Origin of the sequence: Leifsonia sp. RAF41 (assembly GCF_052114085.1) — a bacterium.
Lineage (GTDB): Bacteria > Actinomycetota > Actinomycetes > Actinomycetales > Microbacteriaceae > Leifsonia.
Genome location: NZ_JBFREB010000001.1, coordinates 2,140,872 through 2,158,688, shown reverse-complemented (window position 1 = coordinate 2,158,688; position 17,817 = coordinate 2,140,872). Strand labels below are relative to the sequence as shown.

Below are 17,817 nucleotides of genomic sequence, written 5' to 3'. Positions count from 1 at the left end.
TGACGCAGACGATTCCGTCCGGCCTTCTGCGTTGCTAGATTGCCTCTCAACCGAAGCGGGCGATCCGCCGAGGTGGTGCGACAGCCGAGCCCGGCACCCGCCCGTGAAACCCACCTGTGCCGCGTGCATCAGGCGGGGTGTCCCGTGCCGCTGTCCGACCATCCGAGGATCCCATGAGCTGTACCGAGACCCGGTACTCCTTCGAGCTGTATCCGCCGCGCACCGAGCGTGCGGCTGCCGCGCTCCCGGCGACGATCGACCGTCTGGCGGCGGTGCGCCCCGACTTCATCTCGGTGACGTTCGGAGCCGGCGGCTCTTCCCGTACGGCCTCCTTGGAGGTGCTCCGCTACATCCTGGAGCACACCGACGTGAGCCCGATGGCGCACCTGACCTGCGTCGGGTCGTCCCACGAGGAAGTGAACCGGTTGATCCGGGAGTTCCTGGATGCGGGCGTGCGCCGCTTCCTCGCTGTTCGGGGCGATCCGCCGGCGGACCTGCCGGAAGGGGACGATCCGATCGGCGACATCCGTACGACCGCGGAACTCGTGCAGCTCATCCACCGCGTGCAGGCCGAGCGCGTGCCGTACGGCGAGCTGACCGTCCCCGAGCTGCACGCCCAGGCCGTGCTGGAGCACCGCGAGCATGTGCAGATCGCCGTTGCGGCCTTCCCGAACGGTCACCCGTCGTCGCGCTCCGTGTCGCAGGACATCGACGCCCTCCTCGCCAAGCAGGCCGCCGGGGCCAACCTGGGCATCACGCAGCTGTTCTTCCACGCGGAGGACTACCTCCACTTCACCCAGCGCGCGGCGGAGGCCGGGGTGGGGTTCCCCATCCTGCCCGGCATCATGCCCGTCACCAGCCCGGCGCGCCTCAAGCGGATGCTGGAGCTGAGCGGCGAAGACCTGCCGAGCGACCTCGCCATCGAGCTGGAGGTCGAGCCGACCGACGAGGGTCGGCGCGAGATCGGAATCGCCTGGGCCGCCCGGCTCGCCCAGCGCCTGCTCGAGGGCGGCGCGCCCGGCCTCCACCTGTACACGTTCAACCAGCACGAGGCCGTTCTCTCTGTGCTGGACCGGATCGGCGCCCTGCCGGCCGGTGACCGCGACCGCCCCACCACCCAGAAGGAACCAGCATGACCGACACCACCGCGCGTACGGCGTTCCCCGCCGGCACCATCATCGGCTACCCGCGCATCGGCCGCCGCCGCGAGCTCAAGAAGGCCGTCGAGGCGTTCTGGGCCGGCAGCATCACCGCGGACGAACTGGAGGCCACGGCTGCGGAACTCCGTGCCGCCACGCGTGAGCGTCTCGCGTCGCTCGGCCTCGGCCGCACCGACGCGTCCATCCCGGAGAGTTTCAGCTACTACGACCAGGTGTTGGATGCGGCGGTCACCGTGGGCGCTGTGCCCTCGCGTTTCGCCGCGCTCACCGGAGCCGACGGCTCGGTCGATCTGACCGGCTACTTCACGATCGCCCGGGGCGAGGGGGACAACCCGCCGCTGGAGATGACGAAGTGGTTCGACTCCAACTACCACTACCTGGTGCCGGAGATCGGCCCGGAGACGGACTTCCGCCTGGCGTCCGACCGCATCGTGCGCGAATTCGAGGAGGCCCGCGCCGCCGGTTTCGTCACGCGTCCGGTCGTCGTCGGACCGGTGACCTTCCTCCTGCTGAGCAAGGCGAGCGACGACGCCCCGGAGGGCTTCCGTCCGCTGTCGCGTCTGGCCGACCTGCTCCCGGTGTACCGCGAACTGTTGGCTCGGCTCGCCGCCGCAGGCGCACCGTGGGTGCAGCTGGACGAGCCGGCACTGGTCAGCGAGAGCATCGACGAGCCCCGGGATGCGGTGCTCGCGGCGGTGCGCACCGCGTACGACGAGCTCGGCGCGGCGACCGATCGGCCCGCGATCTTCGTCGCGGCCCCGTACGGCAGCCTCGACGATGCCCTCGTGCCTCTCGCGGCCACCCCGATCGAGGCCCTCTCGCTCGACCTCGTGCGTGGCTCCGTGCCGTCCGGGCTCGACGCGGCCACCGCGTCCGCTCTGTCGCAGAAAACCATCGTGGGCGGCGTCATCGACGGCCACAACATCTGGCGCGGCGACCTGGAGGCGGCCTTCGGGACGCTGACCCAGCTCCTGTCGCTCAGCCCCGACGTCGCGGTGTCGACGTCCACCTCGCTGCTGCACGTCCCGCACGACGTCGAGGACGAGCCGGACCTCGACGCGCGCCTGAAGACCTGGCTCGCTTTCGCGGACCAGAAGGTCGCGCAGGTGGCGGTGCTCGCCCGCGGGATCGTCGACGGCCACGAGGCGATCCAGGGCGACCTGAGCGCAGCGACAGCCGCGCTCGCCGACCGCGCCTCGGCTCCCGGTGTGCGCGTCCCGGCGGTCCGCGAGCGTGAGGCGGCCCTGACCCGCGCGGACTTCCGCCGCGGCGACTACGACAGGCGGCTGGCCGCACAGCAGGAGTCGCTCGGCCTCCCCTTCCTCCCCACCACCACGATCGGATCCTTCCCGCAGACCGCCGACATCCGGCGCTCGCGGGCGCAGCTGGCGAAGGGCCTGATCACCGAGGCGGAGTACCTGGGGCGGATGCGCGAGGAGATCAAGCGCGTCGTCGACCTCCAGGAGGAGATCGGGATCGACGTCATCGTGCACGGCGAGCCCGAGCGCAACGACATGGTGCAGTACTTCGCCGAGAACCTCGACGGCTTCGCGGTCACACAGAACGGCTGGGTCCAGTCGTACGGTTCGCGCTGTACCCGCCCGTCCATCCTCTGGGGCGACGTGTCGCGTCCGGCACCGATCACGGTCGACTGGTCGTCGTACACGCAGAGCCTCACCGACAAGCCCGTGAAGGGGATGCTGACCGGCCCGGTCACCATCCTGGCGTGGTCCTTCGTCCGCGACGACCAGCCCCTCGGCGAGACCGCGCGCCAGGTGGCGCTGGCTCTGCGCGACGAGATCGCCGACCTGGAAGAGGCCGGAATCCGCGTCGTGCAGGTCGACGAGCCGGCGTTGCGGGAGTTGCTGCCGCTCAAGAAGGCGGCGCAGGACGACTACCTGGAGTGGTCGGTCGGTTCGTTCCGGCTGGCAACGTCCGGAGTCGCCGACCGGACGCAGATCCACACGCACCTCTGCTACTCGGAGTTCGGTGTGGTGATCGACGCGATCCGCAACCTGGATGCCGACGTGACCAGCATCGAGGCCGCGCGCAGCCGGATGGAGGTCGTCCACGACATCCAGCGCTCCGGCTTCGAACACGGCATCGGACCGGGCGTCTACGACATCCACTCGCCGCGCGTGCCGTCGGTCGCCGAAGTGACCGAGCTGTTGGAGACCGCGCTGAGCGCCATTCCGGGCCGCCAGCTCTGGGTGAACCCCGACTGCGGGCTCAAGACCCGCGGCTACGACGAGACGGTCGCGTCGCTCCGCAACATCATCGAGGCGACGCGCGGCGTCCGCGAGCGGGCGGCCGTCACGGCCTGACCCTCGCGAGCGGGCTCACACCGCCACCGGCCCCGGTACGCGCACAGCGAACCGGGGCCGGTGCCGTGTGCGCCGTCGTGTGAGGATGAGCGCATGGTGCGGTTGAGTTCATGGTGAGAATGGCGGACGACGAGTTCGAGCGGATGGTCGGCGACATCTTCGACGCTCTGCCGGACGACATGGTCGGGCCGCTCGAGAACGTGGCCATCCTGATCGAGGATCAGCCGGCCGGTGCGCGCCCGCGTCTGTTCGGACTGTACAGCGGTCGCCCGCTGACCCGGCGGGGTGTGTACGGGTTCGGGGAGCTACCGGACCGCATCACGCTGTACCGGAACAACCTGGAAGCGTCGGCGGCCACCGAGGACGAGCTGCGGGCGCGCGTCCGCGTGACCCTGGTGCACGAGATCGGCCACTACTTCGGGCTGAGCGATCAGCGACTCCAGGAGCTCGGCTGGGCCTGAGCTGCCGCGCGCCTGGCGGACCATGACCCACGATTCGTCACGAATTGCCGGAAAGCGGGGGCGATACCGACAATTCAGGACGAATCGGCCAGGGCGACGCGAGGGGTGCGGGAAGTCAGACGGCGCGGAGGACGGCCACGACCTTGCCGAGAACCTGCGCGAAGTCGCCCAGGATCGGCTCGAAGTTCGAGTTGCGCGGCAGCAGCCAGGTGTGGCCGTCGCGCTGACGGAAGACCTTGACCGTCGCCTCCTCGTCGAGCATCGCCGCGACGATGTCGCCGTTCTCCGCCGTGTTCTGCGCCCGGATGACGACCCAGTCGCCGTCGCAGATGGCGGCGTCGATCATCGACTCGCCGACCACCTTGAGCATGAAGAGCTCGCCGTTGCCCACCAGCTGGCGGGGGAGGGGGAACACCTCGTCGACCTGCTGCTCGGCGGTGATCGGAATTCCGGCCGCGATGCGGCCGACCAGGGGGACCATCGCCGCGTCGCCGACCGGCGTCTGGTTCTCGTAGTCGGGCGTCTGCGAGGTCGAGGGCAGATCGATCAGGATCTCGAGCGCGCGTGGACGGTTCGGGTCGCGGCGCAGGTAGCCGCTCAGCTCGAGCTGGTTGAGCTGGTGGGTCACGGAGGAGAGGGAGGAGAGCCCCACCGCGTCGCCGATCTCGCGCATGCTCGGCGGATAGCCGCGCTGGCTCACCGAGCGCTGGATGAAGTCCAGGATCGCCAACTGCTTGTCGCTCAGGTTCTTACGGCGGCGAGTGCCTCCGCGGGCCTGGTTCTCGTTCGACACGGGCGTCCTCTCCTGGCCTGGGCCGTCCACCGGGTCGCTCTCGCGATGCTCTCCGGCAGGAATGTCGGTGGTACCTGATCTGATGTCCTCAGACAGTCGAAACTGTATCCGCGTCGGGAAGGGAAGACAAACATGTGTTCGAGTGTGTCGCGAACTTCATCGGCAAATTCCTCGTCTTCGGGCGCCTTGCGGATTCAGACATTCGAAGATACATTCGGAACACAGCTTCGCACCCGCGAGTCTGAGGAGGTCACGGCCATGAGTGCAGTACTGATGAGCGAGTCGGTTCCCGCCCTTCGCGCGGTCCCGCCACTGCCCGAGGGAGCACGCGTCCGCCTGCGTCTCACCCGACGCGGCCGCGCGGTGTTGTCTGCGCTGGTCGCCATGCCGCTCGTGATCGGTGCACTCGTCTTCGCGCTGAACGGCGGCGGCGCCATCGCCAGCGGCGAGCAGGCCCACGTCAGCTTCCAGTACGTCTCCGTCGAGTCCGGCGACTCGCTGTGGTCGGTGGCGGAGCGCGTCGCGCCCAACGCCGACCCGCGCGATGTGATCGCCGACATGGTGTCGCTGAACGGGCTGGAGTCGGCGGTGGTCTCGCCGGGCCAGCAGCTCGCGGTGCCGACCAAGTACGCGCGGTAAGGGCGGCGTTTTCGTTCTTCGTCCTGACCGGATTTCGGGCTGCGTCGCGTGACTACGATTGAACGGTGACTTCCCTCTCCGAGCTGCCGATCCGAGACGACCTCCGCGGTCGTTCCCCGTACGGTGCACCGCAGCGTCCGGTGCCCGTCGCGCTCAATGTGAACGAGAACACGCATCCGGTGCCGGAGGACGTCGCGTCCGACATCGTCGCCCGAGTCGCCGCAGCCGTCGGGGGAGTCAACCGATACCCCGACCGCGAGTTCACCGAATTGCGGGAGGCCTTCGCGAGGTACCTTGGGCACGGCCTTACGGCGGACGACATCTGGGCGGCGAACGGGTCGAACGAGGTGCTCCAGCACATCCTCCAGGCCTTCGGAGGTCCCGGTCGCTCTCTGCTGGGCTTTGCGCCCACCTACTCCATGTACCCCCTGCTCGCTTCGGGCACGGGCACGGCCTACCTGGCCGGCACCCGGGACGCCGACTACGAACTGTCACCGGAAACGGCGGCCGCGCAGATCCGTGAACTCGACCCGGACATCGTGATCCTGTGCTCGCCCAACAATCCGACCGGCACACCGCTCGACCTGGACACCATCGAGGCGGCGTACGACGCCGCTCGCGGAATCGTGGTCGTGGACGAGGCGTACGCCGAGTTCCTTCCCGCGGGGACGCCCTCCGCGCTCACCCTGCTGCCGGGGCGCCCACGACTTCTGATCTCCCGCACCATGAGCAAAGCGTTCGCCTTCGCCGGCGCGCGCGTCGGCTACCTGGCCGCCGACCCGGCGGTCACCGATGCGCTGCGCCTGGTCCGCCTCCCGTACCACCTTTCCGCCCTGACGCAGGCCGCCGCCCTGGGCGCCCTCGCCCACTCCGATGAGATGCTGGCGACGGTCGGTGAGATCCGCGTGCAGCGCGACCGGCTGGTCGCCGAACTCGCGCGTCTCGGCTACATGCCGCACCGCAGCGGGAGCAACTTCGTCCTGTTCGGCGGAGTCGACGACCCCCACGCGACGTTCGAAGCACTCGCCCAGCGCGGCATCCTCATCCGCGATGTGGGCATCCCGCACCACCTCCGGGTCACGGCAGGAACCGAGACGGAGACCACTGCGTTCCTCGAGAGTCTCGCTGCGCTGGGCCGCCCGGTCCGCGGAGCCCGGTCGAGCGTGACCGGGGATGACGAGGCCCCGGAGCGGTCCGAGACCGCCCCGGTAGACTCGGACACATGACGAATCGCGCCGCCTCGGTCTCGCGGGCAACGAGTGAGTCGAGCATCGAGTTGAGCCTCGACCTCGACGGCACCGGCACATCCGACATCCAGACCAGCGTCCCCTTCTTCGACCACCTGCTCACCGCGTTCGCCAAGCACTCGCTGACCGATCTGCGGATCCGCGCCAGCGGAGACACCGACATCGACGTGCACCACACGGTCGAAGACGTGGGCATCGTCCTCGGGCAGGCGATCGCCGAGGCGCTCGGCGACAAGGTCGGCATCTCGCGCTACGGCGACGCGCTCGTCCCCCTCGACGAGGCCCTGGTGCAGGCGGTCGTCGACATCTCCGGGCGCCCGTACCTCGTGCACACCGGCGAGCCCGCCGGCTTCGAGCTGCACCTGATCGGCGGTCACTTCACCGGCTCGATGGTGCGCCACGTCTTCGAGGCCATCACCTTCAACGCGCGCATCACGACGCACATCACCGTCGTGGGCGGACGCGACCCCCACCACATCGCGGAAGCCGAGTTCAAGGCCTTCGCGCGCGCGTTCCGCCAGGCCAAAGCCCTCGACCCACTGATCAGCGGCATCCCGTCGACCAAGGGAGCGCTGTGACCGACGGACGCAGGCCGGATGTCGTCGTCTTCGACTACGGGACGGGCAACGTCCACTCGGCGGTCAAAGCCCTCGAAGCGGCCGGTGCAGACGTCGAGCTGACCGGCAACCGCAAGCGGGCCCAAGAGGCCGATGGCCTGCTCGTGCCGGGTGTCGGTGCGTTCACCGCCGTCGCGGAGGCGCTGCGCGCATCCCACGGCGACGAGGTCATCGACCGCCGCCTTGCCGGAGGTCGCCCCGTACTCGGCATCTGCGTGGGAATGCAGATCATGTTCGACCGGGGCGTCGAGCACGGCCTCGAGACGGAGGGCCTGGGGGAGTGGCCGGGCACGGTCGACCTCATCCGTGCCGACGTCGTGCCGCACATGGGCTGGAACACGGTGCGCGCGCCGGAGGATTCGATGCTGTTCGACGGTCTCCGGGACGAGCGTTTCTACTTCGTCCACTCGTACGCCGCCCAGGACTGGACCTTGCACCCGGAGGGGCCGTTCCCCAAGCCGAAGGTCACCTGGGCCGACCACGGCGTGCCGTTCGTCGCGGCCGTCGAGAACGGTCCGCTCAGCGCGACGCAGTTCCACCCTGAGAAGTCCGGCAGCGCGGGCATCCGGCTGCTGCGCAACTGGGTCCGCTCGCTGTAGCAGGCGGCTCGCCGCCCCCCACGCACATCCAAACGCCGCCACATCCGCACGCTCGCCGCGGAACGACCCGAGGAATCACATGACCGACTTCATCAGCACGCCCCCGCTCGTCCTCCTTCCCGCGGTGGATGTGGCCGACGGCAAGGCGGTGCGCCTGACGCAGGGCGAGGCGGGCAGCGAGACCAGCTACGGCGACCCGGTGGATGCCGCCGCGGAGTGGGCGGAGGCCGGCGCCGAGTGGATCCATCTGGTCGACCTGGACGCGGCGTTCGGCCGCGGCGAGAACCGCTCGCTGCTGAAGCGGGTCATCCGCCAGGTCCACGGCGTCAGCATCGAACTCTCCGGCGGCATCCGGGACGACGCGTCTCTCGAGCACGCGTTGGAGGCCGGTGCGACCCGTGTCAATCTGGGCACCGCTGCGCTGGAGAATCCGGAGTGGGCGGCCAGCGCGATCAGCAACTACGGCGAGGCCGTCGCCGTCGGGCTGGACGTGCGCGGCACCACGCTCGCGGCGCGCGGCTGGACGCGGGAGGGCGGCGACCTGTGGGAGGTCCTCGACCGGCTCGAGGACGCCGGCTGCGCCCGCTACGTCGTCACCGATGTGACCAAGGACGGCACGTTGCGCGGCCCGAACCTGGACCTGCTGCGGCAGGTGCTCGACCGGACCGAGCGTCCCGTCGTCGCCTCCGGCGGCATCTCGAACCTCGACGACATCGCCGCGTTGCGCGAGCTCGTACCGCTCGGGCTCGAGGGTGCCATCGTCGGAAAGGCGCTCTACGCCGGAGCGTTCACACTGCCCGAGGCGCTGGATGTCGCCGGACGCTGACCGGCCGCCGACGGGCCCGGATGCCGGACACTCCGAGGTGAGTGGGGCGTCCGACGCTGCGCGCACCAGTGCGGGCGACGGCCCCGCCGTGCCGAGTCGGGAGGGTGCCGCGCGGCTGGCCGGATTCGCCGCCTCCCTCGCCGACTCCGCTGGTCAGGCCTGGGAGGGCAGGGAGTTCGACGACAATCCGTTCGGCGACGACGACGGCTCGGCCCCTCCGGCGTTGCTCGGTGCGCTCGCAGCGTTCCGCGCGGGTGAGACCGGCGCTGAGTCGGTCGTGGATGCGCTCCGCGGCTCGCGCCTTCTCATCCCGCTCGTCGCCGAGCTGGGCGAGGAGGGGGCGAACGACGCCGGCATGCTCGTGGACAAGACGCAGGAACTGTCGATCGTGACCGTCGCCGGTCCCGACGGACGGACGGCGCAGCCCGTGTTCTCGTCCGTGACCGCGATGCAGGCGTGGAACCCGGCCGCCCGGCCGGTGCCCGCGGAGGGCCGCCGGGCGGCGCTGGCAGCGGCGTCGGAGGGTACCGAGCTGATCGTGCTGGACCCGACCTCCGAAACCGAGTTCGTCCTGAGGCGTCCCGCTGTCTGGGCCGTCGCGCAAGGCACACCGTGGGTCCCCAGCGATCGCGACCCCGCTGTGACCGAGGCGTTCCGTGCCTCCATCGCACCCGAACTGGGAGTCCACGAGGTCGCGTTGCTCGCGGGCGACCCGCTCAGCCGGCTGGCCGGCGAGGAGCTCGTCGTCCGGCTGTCGCTCGCGGCCGGGCTCACGCAGGAGGAGCTGGACGCCATCCTCACCCGGCTTGCCCAGCGCTGGGCCGCGGATGACGTGATCGCGACCCGGGTCGACTCGCTACGGGTGCAGTTGGTCGCATCCGCCGACTGAGCGCTCGCGCCGAGCGAGCGCCGCCCTGCCGCTTAGGCTGGACGCACCATGACCGTTTTCGCCGCCATCGTGCTTTTTCTGAATGCCGTCTTCAACGTCTTCGCGTGGCCCCGCTTCTTCGCGCGCGTGCGAAACGATCAGCGAGCGCGGGATGCCGCGGGCCGCGCGACCCCGTTCCTCATCGTGCACGGCGTCCTGCTCGGTGTTGCTCTGCTCCTGGCGCTGCTGTCCGCAGTGGCGGGCGTCCTCCTGCTGGTGGCAGGCTGAGGTCATGCCCCTCAACATCACCGGCGACGCCGCCGCAGATGCCCTGCTCGACGAATCGCCGTTCGCATTGCTGACCGGGATGCTGCTCGACCAGCAGATCCCGATGGAGACCGCGTTCGCCGGCCCGGCCAAGCTGCGCGACCGTCTTGGCGCCCTGGACCCGGCGACGGTCGCGGCACTCGACCCGGAGAAGCTCGCCGAGATCATGAAGCAGACGCCCGCTGTGCACCGATTCCCCGGGTCGATGGCGGGGCGGGTGCAGGCGCTGGCGGCCGCGATCGTGTCGGACTGGGGCGGCGACACCGCCGCGATCTGGACGCAGGGCGATCCTGATGGCGCCGAGATCTTGCGGCGGCTCAAGGCGCTGCCGGGATTCGGCGAGCAGAAGGCGAAGATCTTCCTGGCGCTGCTCGGCAAGCAGAGGGGTCTGCAGGCACCCGGCTGGGCAGCGGCCGCAGGAGACTACGGCACGCCCGGATATCGGTCGGTGGCCGACATCGTCGACGCCGACTCTCTGGCGCGGGTGCGCGAGCACAAGCGCGCGATGAAGGCCGCAGCGAAGGCCTGAAATCGTCCACAGCCGGGCCGCCTGTTCCGCGGCTCGGCTCGGTCTGTGGACGGCGTATCCCTGTCGGTGGTCGCCGATAGTCTCACAGGACTGGGATGAAAGGAGGTCGCCGTGTTCCTACTCGATGGAGTCATCGTCACGAGCGCCAGCGACCTCACGGAGGCGTCCAAGTGCGAGTTCGCCTTCCTGCGCACGCTCGACGTGAAGCTCGGCCGTCTGGAGAAGACGGAAGAGATCGAAGACCCGATGTACGTGCGCTCGGCGCGCATGGGCGATGAGCATGAGCACCGCATCCTGGAGCGCTACCGCGAGCAGTTCGGTGCGGGCGTGGCCGAGATCGAGCGACCCGAGAAGCTGACGGCGGAGTCGCTGGCCGAGGCCGTGCGGCGCACGTCGGAGGCATTCGCGCGAGGGGCGGAGGTCGTCTTCCAGGCCACCTTCTTCGACGGAGCGTTCGTCGGGTTCGCCGACTTCGTGGTGCGACTGCCAAACGGCCGGTACCGGGTGCAAGACTCGAAACTCGCCCGCAGTGCGCGGGTGACAGCGCTGCTGCAGCTTGCAGCGTATGCGGAGCAGCTGCGGCGGATGGGCGTCGACGTCGACGAGACCGTCGAGCTGCTCTTGGGAGACGGCTCGCTCAGCGAGCACTCGCTGCACGACATCGAACCGGTGTACCGGAAAAGGCGGGCGCGACTGCTCTCGATCATCGGCGAGCATGTCGCCGATGCAGGGCCGGTCGCCTGGGGAGATCCGCGGTTCACGGTCGACGGACGATGCGACACCTGCGACGCCGAGGTACAGGCGACACGTGACGTGCTGCTGGTCGCGGGCATGCGCGTGACGCAGCGGGAGCATCTCCTGGCGGCGGGGCTGGGGACGATCGACGCGCTCGCGGCGTCCACCGGGCCGGTCGACGGCATCCCGGAGGGGACGCTCGACGGCTTGCGTGAGCAGGCCCGTCTCCAGCTAGAGGCCGCGCCAGGCAGCCCGCCGCCGGTGCGCGTCTTCAACGCGCCGGTCCTCGCGGTGCTGCCGAAGCCCGACCCCGGCGACATCTTCTTCGACTTCGAGGGCGACCCGCTCTACACCGAGGGTGCGGGGGAGCGCTGGAATCTCGATTACCTCTTCGGCCTCGTCGACCAGGAGGAACGGTTCACGGCGTTCTGGGCGCATGACTTCGCGGCAGAGCGTGTGGCTCTGGAGGCGTTCCTCGCCTACGTGCGCGACCGGCGGCGGCAGTATCCCGGCATGCACATCTACCACTACGCCGCCTACGAGCAGACGCACCTGCTCGCAATGGCCGCCCGGCACGGCGTCGGTGAAGAGGAGGTCGACGGGCTGCTGCGCGAGAACGTCATGGTCGACCTCTACCCGCTCGTGCGCAAGGCCGTGCGCGTCGGGTCGCGGTCGTACTCCATTAAGAAGCTCGAGCCGCTGTACATGGGTGATGAACTGCGCGAGAGCGACGTGACGAACGGCGCCGACTCCATCACCGAATACGCGAACGCGCGCGACCTGCTCGCTCTCGGTCGGCTCGACGAGGCCCAGGCGCTGCTCGACGACATCGGCTCGTACAACCGCTATGACTGCGTCTCCACTCTCCGTTTGCGCGATTGGCTTCTCGCCCGCGCGGCCGAGAGCGGCATTCCCATCGGCGCGGCGCCGCCTGAGGAGGCGGAGGTTGCTCCCGACGAGTCGCCACTGCGTGCGGGGCTGCTGGCGTTCGCCGGCGATCCGCTCGACCCGCATCGTTCGAGCGACCGGGAGGCGATGGCGCTCGCCGCGGCCGCGATCGACTTCCATCGTCGCGAACAGAAGAGCTTCTGGCAGTCCCACTTCGCGCGACTGATCCAGCCGATCGAGGAGTGGGCAGAAGCGCGGGACGTGCTGGCCGTCGAGACGGCGGTGGTCCTGCGCGACTGGTACCTCGACGAAGGACAGCGTGTCGAGCGACGGGAACTGCTGCTGACCGGCCAGTGGGGCGCGGGAAGCGCCGTGCGGGTCAGCGAGCGCAGCGGTCCGTACCTGCTCTACGAGTACCCCGGGCCTTTCCGTCAGTCGCGAGCGCAACCGGGAGCCCGAACGGCGCGGACCGTGTCCATCATCGACGCCCGCGACGACGGATCGATCGTGGTGCGCGAGACGCTCCCGCCCGAGGTTCCGACGTACAGCGATCTCCCGAGCGCAGTGACGCCGGCCGCGCCACCCGACTCACGGAGACTGGCGGAAGCGATCCGGGAGTGGGGAACGGCGCTGCTGATCGCCCGCCATCACGAGACATGGCCGGTCGATGGCACGATCGATCTGCTGCGGCGAACGCCGCCACGAACACGGTCGGGCATGCTCGTGGCCGATCCCACCCCGAGCGTCGGTGACGCGGGAGGTGGCGGGGTCGGCGGCGACCGGACCGGCGGTGACGGCACCGGCAGACTCGACGCCGTTGTGGCGAGCCTGCTCGACCTCGACCACTCGTATCTCGCCGTGCAGGGGCCACCCGGCACGGGCAAGTCCTATCTCGGGGCGCACGTCATCGCACGCCTCGTTTCGGAGCACGGCTGGAAGGTCGGCGTCGTCGCGCAATCGCACGCCGTGGTGGAGAACCTACTCGATCGGGTCGTCGACGCAGGACTCGATTCGGTCGTGGTCGGGAAAGTGCCCAGCGGGGGAGGGCGAACCGACGCCGTCGCGTCCGATGCAGCGCGACCATCCGGTGACCAGGAGGGGCAGCACCGCTTCACACCGCTGCCGGCGAACGGTCACCTGGAGTTCGCGGCCATCAACGAAGGGCACGGTTTCGTCCTCGGTGGCACCGCCTGGGACTTCGCGAACCCGGCCCGTGTCCCACGCGGCAGTCTCGACCTGCTGGTCGTGGACGAGGCAGGACAGTTCTCTCTGGCTTCGACCATCGCCGTCGGAGTGGCCGCCGAGAACGTGCTGCTCCTCGGCGATCCTCAGCAGCTGCCGCAGGTGAGTCAGGGACGGCATCCCGAACCGGTCGACGGGTCCGCCCTCGGCTGGGTCAGCGACGGGCACGACGTGCTGCCCCCAGAACTCGGGTACTTCCTCGCCGAGACGCGGCGGATGCATCCCGCTCTCGCGACGTCGGTCTCGAGGCTGTCGTACGAGGGGAAGCTCCGTGCCCACGAGGGCGCCTCCGAGCGCGAGCTGCGCGGGGTCGAGCCGGGCGTCCATCCCGTCCCGGTGCTCCACGTCGGCAACTCGACGGCATCGCCCGAAGAGGCCGAAACCGTCGTCGACCTCGTCCGCGACCTCATCGGGCGCTCCTGGAGCGACGCGACCGCCGGCCGCGACGACGAACCGCTCGGCGAAAGCGACATCATCGTCGTCACGCCGTACAACGCGCAACTCGCCGAAGTCCGGGCGCTCCTCGACGCCGCAGGGTATCGCGGGGTGCGAGTGGGTACCGTCGACAAGTTCCAGGGGCAGGAGGCAGCGATCTCGATCGTGAGTCTTGCGGCCTCGTCCGCGATCGACGTGCCGCGAGGCATGTCCTTCCTGCTCATGAAGAACCGGCTCAATGTGGCCATCTCGCGCGCGAAGTGGGCGGCCTATCTCGTGCACTCGCCGGAATTGACCGAGTTCCTCCCCACGACCCCGGCGGGAGTGGGGGAGTTGAGCGCGTTCATCCGGCTCGTCGAGAACGTCGACGAGGCGGCGGCCGTTCCGGTGCTGTGAGCCGCAGGACCGCCGGTGTTACGCTCGACGCGTGTCACCGGAGGAACTGCAGACGCTGGCGCACCTGCGCCGTGCCCGGGACCTGATCGACCGCGACTACGCCAAGCCGCTCGACGTCCCGACGATGGCCGCCCACGCCTACATGTCGCCCGCGCACTTCTCCCGCCGCTTCCGCGCGGCGTACGGCGAGACGCCCTACAGCTACCTGATGACGCGACGTATCGAGCGTGCCATGACTTTGCTGCGCGGGGGCATGAGTGTCACCGACGCCTGCATGGCCGTCGGCTGTACGTCGCTCGGCTCGTTCAGTTCCACGTTCACCCAGGTCGTCGGGATGACTCCCACCGAGTACCGCGCGCGCGAGCATGAGGCGGTACGCGCGATGCCGGACTGCATCGCGAAGCAACGCACCCGGCCGGTCCGCTCCCGCAGCTGACCGTCCGCATCTCGTCCACCGCCGGCGCTCGAACCGGGTTCTCCACAAAAGCAGTTTCGGAGAAGCGCCGTCCGACCGCGATTCCTAGAGTCGACTCATGACCATTTCACTCCAGTACTCGCAGATCACCGTCCTCGACCCCGAGGAATCCCTCGCCTTCTACCGCGACGCTCTCGGGCTCGACGTCATCCAAGACGTCACGTCCGGCGACCACCGCTGGGTCACCCTCGGGGTTGCCGGCGATGAGAGCGCCGCCGTCGTCCTCAGCGACCCGCACGCGGGCCGCTCCCGCGCCGACGGCGACGCCCTCGAAGAGCTCGTCGTGAAGGGGGCCATGAGCCCGATCGTCTTCCGCACGGACGACCTCGACACGGCGTTCGAACGGGTACGCGCGTCCGGCGCCGAGGTGCTCCAGGAGCCCATCGACCAGCCGTGGGGTCCACGCGATTGCGCCTTCCGCGATCCGTCCGGCAACATGGTGCGGATCCTGCAGACCGCACCCGCGACGCAGAGCGCCTGAGCAGACCGCGCGATCAGCTCCAGGGCGGCCAGCTCCAGGGCGATCACCTCACGCGGGATCAGCTCCGCGCGACCGACACCGGAACGAACTCGCGCACCGGATGCGCGATGGTGGCGGCACACGTGCTGAGCAGCGGTTCCGAAAGGCGTTCGCCGACCTCGACCGCCAGCTGGTCGCTTCCGTGCTGCAGCTCGACGGTCCAGCCGTGCGGATGTGGATGCTCGCCGAGCACGCGGAACGCGTCGATCCGATCGTCACCGGTCTCGGCCCGGGCGAACGCCTCAGCGGCCTGCGCGACCGTCGTGAGCGACGTCCGGCCGCGTAGCAGGTCGGGCACGATGCGTCCCTCCGCGTGGCGCGCGACGACCGTCGCCGCTTGGTCGGCGGACACCCGCCCGTAGAGCAGCCCCTGGGGGAACACGATCATCGTGGCGGCGAACCGGTCACCGCCGAGGTGGGAGCACTCCCAGGTGAGTTCGGGATGGGCGGCGGCCAGCGTCTCGACGACCGGCCGTCCGCGCACGGCGCAGCACTGGTCGTGGCGAGCGTGGGTGCACACCGCGTAGATGGGCGCTTCGCTCGGTTCGCCGGCCGAGCCGTCGAGCGGCAACGCGAGCAGGTCGGCCGGGCTAGCGACCTGGCCCCAGCGGATGCTCTCGCGACCGGGTCGGCAGTCGACCAGCGCCCACTTCCACGCCGTCTGCTCGCGCCGGAGCGGTGCGCGCAACCGGGTGCGGCGGATCGCCAGCGGGCGGATGCCGGCCTCCTCCGCCCGGGCGACGATCCGCGCGCCCAGGGCAGGATCGAGAGCGGAGTCGAAGAACGCATGACGCCCCCAACCGCTCTCCACCTCGACGAGCAACCAGCGCTCGCCGAAGCCGGCCGTCCCCGGCAGCGGGTCGCCACGATCCACCGCCCGGTCGCTGCACGGCATCCAGTCGGGAAGGAGGGTGTCCGTCACGTGGCCGTCGCGGTTCCGAAGTCGGCCGTCGCGCTGCGCTCGCCGTCCGACGAGACACCAGAAGGATCAGCGAAGTCGATGTCTTCAGCACTCTCCGACGTGGGTCCGCCCCCACGGGCCTCTGCCGCCAGGACGACCACGCCCTCGCGCAGGAGCCGCCGCGCCACCACCACCGCCGACCGTTCGTCGAGCGGCAACTCGCCGACGGCCGTGGGCCGCCCGTCGAGCAATCGCTCCACGGCGGCCCGCGCGGCGATCGGCAGCGCGACCGTCTTGCCGGGCAGCCGCACGGTCACCGTTTCGACCTCGACCGTCACGTCCGCCCGCAGCTCCCGCCGCGCGACGACGACCGTGCCTGCCGCCAGCGCATCCGCCGCGACGATGGTGGCCAGTGGCCGCACCGGCGCAGGGGGCGAGTCCGAACGCTGCCGGCGGCGCAGCCGCTCCGCCACGGCATCCGCCACCGCCGACCGGGCGGAAGGATCCGAAAGCGCCTCGATCAGCGCAGCAAGGGTCTCGTCCACGACCGGTGCCACGGCCGCGGGGTCTCCGGGATCGAAACCGACGGGAAGGGACGCGCGGAGTTCGGCGATATCCGCGGCCCGCGCGACCGCCTCGCGCACCACGTCGTGCCGGGTGTACGCCGCAACGCCGACCGTGAGGTGCACGGACACGCCGCCCAGCGCTTCGGCGGAGTGGATCCACCCACGCGGCAGGTACAGCACGTCGCCGGGACGGAACGTCTCGTCGATCGCCGGTTCCTGTTCCCCCCGGGCGGCGACCGCCTCGCGGTGGTCATTCCACGGCTGGTCGCGCAGAGGGTCCACGTGCACCGGTTCGTGGATGCGCCAATGCTTCTCGCCCGCGATCTGCAGCACGAAGACATCGTGGACGTCGTAATGGGGGTCGAACCCGCGGGAGGAGGCCGGCGTGATGTACGCGTTCACCTGCGCCGGGTGCCCCAGCTCGGCCGAGAGCCGCCGCGAGAACTCCGCGACGGCCGGCCACGTGCGGTGCAGCCCCTGCAGCACCAGCGTTGCGCCGTTCCCGAACTCGGTCATCACCTTGGCCGAGTCGAGCTGATCGCCCACCTCCGCTCCGAAGCCGCCCGGCCCCGTGAACCGCGACACCGGGAGGACCGCCCCCTCCTTCGCCATGCGCACGAACGGCGTGCGCAGTGCACGCGACGAGACGAGCTCGTCCACCGCGTCGAGGCTGAACAGATCGGCGAAGTCACCGCCCAGTTCGGCCGCACGAGTAAACAGCGGCCGCCGGCCCCAGTACTCGGCTGCGAAGCGCTCGCGGTCGACCGGCACGCAACGCGAAAGCGCGGGCCGGTCGCCCGGCCCGCGCTCGTCCGTCGTCATCAAGCGGACCCGTCGGCTCCGCCGTCGTGGCCGCCCGCGTTGGCGCCGCCGTCCGCGGTGCCTTCGCCCGATCCGCCGGAGCCGGCCGAGCCGTCCGCCCCGCCGTCGTGGCCGCCCGCTTTGGCGCCGCCGTCTGCGGTGCCTTCGCCTGACCCGCCGGAGCCGGCCGAGCCGTCCGCCCCGCCGTCGTGGCCGCCGGGGTTCGCCCCGCCGTCCGCGGGGCCTTCGGCGCCGCCGACCGCGTCGGTGGTGATGTCGTCGTCGTTGATGTCGCTCATCCGGTCTCCCGTTCGTTCATGGGCACCCAGTTCGTTCGTGGGCACCCAGTTGGTTCGTGGGCATGCTGACGCGACTCACCTTACGCGTGGGCACCGGCGACCGTAAGGGTGCCCGGATGAACGCGAGGGGTCGGTCCCACCGTCACATTTCGCAAGACGTTTTGACCGC

At 70.2% G+C, this 17,817-nt stretch carries 18 protein-coding genes; 14 read left to right on the top strand and 4 right to left on the bottom strand.

The genetic code is table 11. From position 1 onward, the window contains the following. Positions 1 to 173 precede the first annotated feature (173 nt). The 3 genes from AB4Y74_RS10395 (at position 174) to AB4Y74_RS10385 (ending at position 3,945) form a co-directional block, all read left to right on the top strand. A complete protein-coding gene (locus AB4Y74_RS10395) occupies positions 174 to 1,136 on the top strand; it encodes a methylenetetrahydrofolate reductase (protein WP_441799006.1) in 963 nt (320 codons plus the stop codon). Further along, the gene (metE, locus tag AB4Y74_RS10390) at positions 1,133 to 3,484 is read left to right on the top strand and encodes a 5-methyltetrahydropteroyltriglutamate--homocysteine S-methyltransferase (RefSeq protein WP_441799005.1); all 2,352 of its coding nucleotides are present in this window, start codon (positions 1,133 to 1,135) and stop codon (positions 3,482 to 3,484) included. The genes AB4Y74_RS10395 and metE overlap by 4 nt, the downstream gene beginning before the upstream one ends. A 110-nt stretch (positions 3,485 to 3,594) precedes the next feature. Continuing rightward, complete coding sequence (locus tag AB4Y74_RS10385; protein ID WP_441799004.1) at positions 3,595 to 3,945, top strand: metallopeptidase family protein; 351 nt, start codon at positions 3,595 to 3,597, stop codon at positions 3,943 to 3,945. A gap of 115 nt (positions 3,946 to 4,060) precedes the next feature. Here the strand turns inward: AB4Y74_RS10385 and lexA are convergent, their stop codons facing one another. Continuing rightward, positions 4,061 to 4,738 carry a transcriptional repressor LexA gene (gene lexA, locus AB4Y74_RS10380; protein ID WP_441799003.1) on the bottom strand — a complete coding sequence of 226 codons (678 nt, stop codon included), beginning with the start codon at positions 4,736 to 4,738 and terminating at the stop codon, positions 4,061 to 4,063. 258 nt (positions 4,739 to 4,996) lie between these two features. Between lexA and AB4Y74_RS10375 the strand changes: the two genes are divergently transcribed. The 11 genes from AB4Y74_RS10375 (at position 4,997) to AB4Y74_RS10325 (ending at position 15,042) form a co-directional block, all read left to right on the top strand. Then, on the top strand, positions 4,997 to 5,377 hold the full coding sequence (locus AB4Y74_RS10375; RefSeq protein WP_441799002.1) for a LysM peptidoglycan-binding domain-containing protein: 381 nt from the start codon (positions 4,997 to 4,999) through the stop codon (positions 5,375 to 5,377). A 65-nt stretch (positions 5,378 to 5,442) separates the two neighbouring features. Continuing rightward, complete coding sequence (locus AB4Y74_RS10370; RefSeq protein ID WP_441799001.1) at positions 5,443 to 6,603, top strand: histidinol-phosphate transaminase; 1,161 nt, start codon at positions 5,443 to 5,445, stop codon at positions 6,601 to 6,603. Further along, positions 6,600 to 7,202 carry an imidazoleglycerol-phosphate dehydratase HisB gene (gene hisB / locus AB4Y74_RS10365; protein ID WP_441799000.1) on the top strand — a complete coding sequence of 201 codons (603 nt, stop codon included), beginning with the start codon at positions 6,600 to 6,602 and terminating at the stop codon, positions 7,200 to 7,202. The genes AB4Y74_RS10370 and hisB overlap by 4 nt, the downstream gene beginning before the upstream one ends. Then, positions 7,199 to 7,840 carry an imidazole glycerol phosphate synthase subunit HisH gene (gene hisH / locus AB4Y74_RS10360; protein WP_441798999.1) on the top strand — a complete coding sequence of 214 codons (642 nt, stop codon included), beginning with the start codon at positions 7,199 to 7,201 and terminating at the stop codon, positions 7,838 to 7,840. Before hisB ends, hisH begins: the two co-directional genes overlap by 4 nt. A 79-nt stretch (positions 7,841 to 7,919) precedes the next feature. Continuing rightward, a complete protein-coding gene (priA, locus tag AB4Y74_RS10355) occupies positions 7,920 to 8,666 on the top strand; it encodes a bifunctional 1-(5-phosphoribosyl)-5-((5-phosphoribosylamino)methylideneamino)imidazole-4-carboxamide isomerase/phosphoribosylanthranilate isomerase PriA (protein ID WP_441798998.1) in 747 nt (248 codons plus the stop codon). Beyond that, entirely contained in the window at positions 8,650 to 9,555 is a 906-nt protein-coding gene (locus tag AB4Y74_RS10350; protein WP_441798997.1) for an SseB family protein, read from the top strand. The genes priA and AB4Y74_RS10350 overlap by 17 nt, the downstream gene beginning before the upstream one ends. A 48-nt stretch (positions 9,556 to 9,603) precedes the next feature. Continuing rightward, a complete protein-coding gene (locus AB4Y74_RS10345) occupies positions 9,604 to 9,822 on the top strand; it encodes an SCO4848 family membrane protein (protein WP_441798996.1) in 219 nt (72 codons plus the stop codon). A gap of 4 nt (positions 9,823 to 9,826) precedes the next feature. Continuing rightward, positions 9,827 to 10,390 carry an HhH-GPD-type base excision DNA repair protein gene (locus tag AB4Y74_RS10340; protein WP_441798995.1) on the top strand — a complete coding sequence of 188 codons (564 nt, stop codon included), beginning with the start codon at positions 9,827 to 9,829 and terminating at the stop codon, positions 10,388 to 10,390. A gap of 111 nt (positions 10,391 to 10,501) precedes the next feature. Beyond that, entirely contained in the window at positions 10,502 to 14,086 is a 3,585-nt protein-coding gene (locus AB4Y74_RS10335; RefSeq protein WP_441798994.1) for a TM0106 family RecB-like putative nuclease, read from the top strand. A 31-nt stretch (positions 14,087 to 14,117) separates the two neighbouring features. Then, positions 14,118 to 14,522 (top strand): helix-turn-helix transcriptional regulator, encoded by a 405-nt coding sequence (locus AB4Y74_RS10330; protein WP_441798993.1) that lies wholly within the window; start codon positions 14,118 to 14,120, stop codon positions 14,520 to 14,522. 97 nt (positions 14,523 to 14,619) lie between these two features. Beyond that, positions 14,620 to 15,042 carry a VOC family protein gene (locus tag AB4Y74_RS10325; protein ID WP_441798992.1) on the top strand — a complete coding sequence of 141 codons (423 nt, stop codon included), beginning with the start codon at positions 14,620 to 14,622 and terminating at the stop codon, positions 15,040 to 15,042. A gap of 58 nt (positions 15,043 to 15,100) precedes the next feature. Here AB4Y74_RS10325 and AB4Y74_RS10320 read toward each other — a convergent pair whose 3' ends face one another. The 3 genes from AB4Y74_RS10320 to AB4Y74_RS10310 are packed head-to-tail and all read right to left on the bottom strand — an operon-like array spanning position 15,101 to position 17,648. Then, complete coding sequence (locus AB4Y74_RS10320; protein WP_441798991.1) at positions 15,101 to 16,003, bottom strand: sucrase ferredoxin; 903 nt, start codon at positions 16,001 to 16,003, stop codon at positions 15,101 to 15,103. Continuing rightward, the gene (locus tag AB4Y74_RS10315; RefSeq protein WP_441798990.1) at positions 16,000 to 17,370 is read right to left on the bottom strand and encodes a cupin domain-containing protein; all 1,371 of its coding nucleotides are present in this window, start codon (positions 17,368 to 17,370) and stop codon (positions 16,000 to 16,002) included. Before AB4Y74_RS10315 ends, AB4Y74_RS10320 begins: the two co-directional genes overlap by 4 nt. Beyond that, complete coding sequence (locus AB4Y74_RS10310) at positions 17,370 to 17,648, bottom strand: BatC protein (protein WP_441798989.1); 279 nt, start codon at positions 17,646 to 17,648, stop codon at positions 17,370 to 17,372. Before AB4Y74_RS10310 ends, AB4Y74_RS10315 begins: the two co-directional genes overlap by 1 nt. Between the last annotated feature and the right edge of the window lie 169 nt (positions 17,649 to 17,817).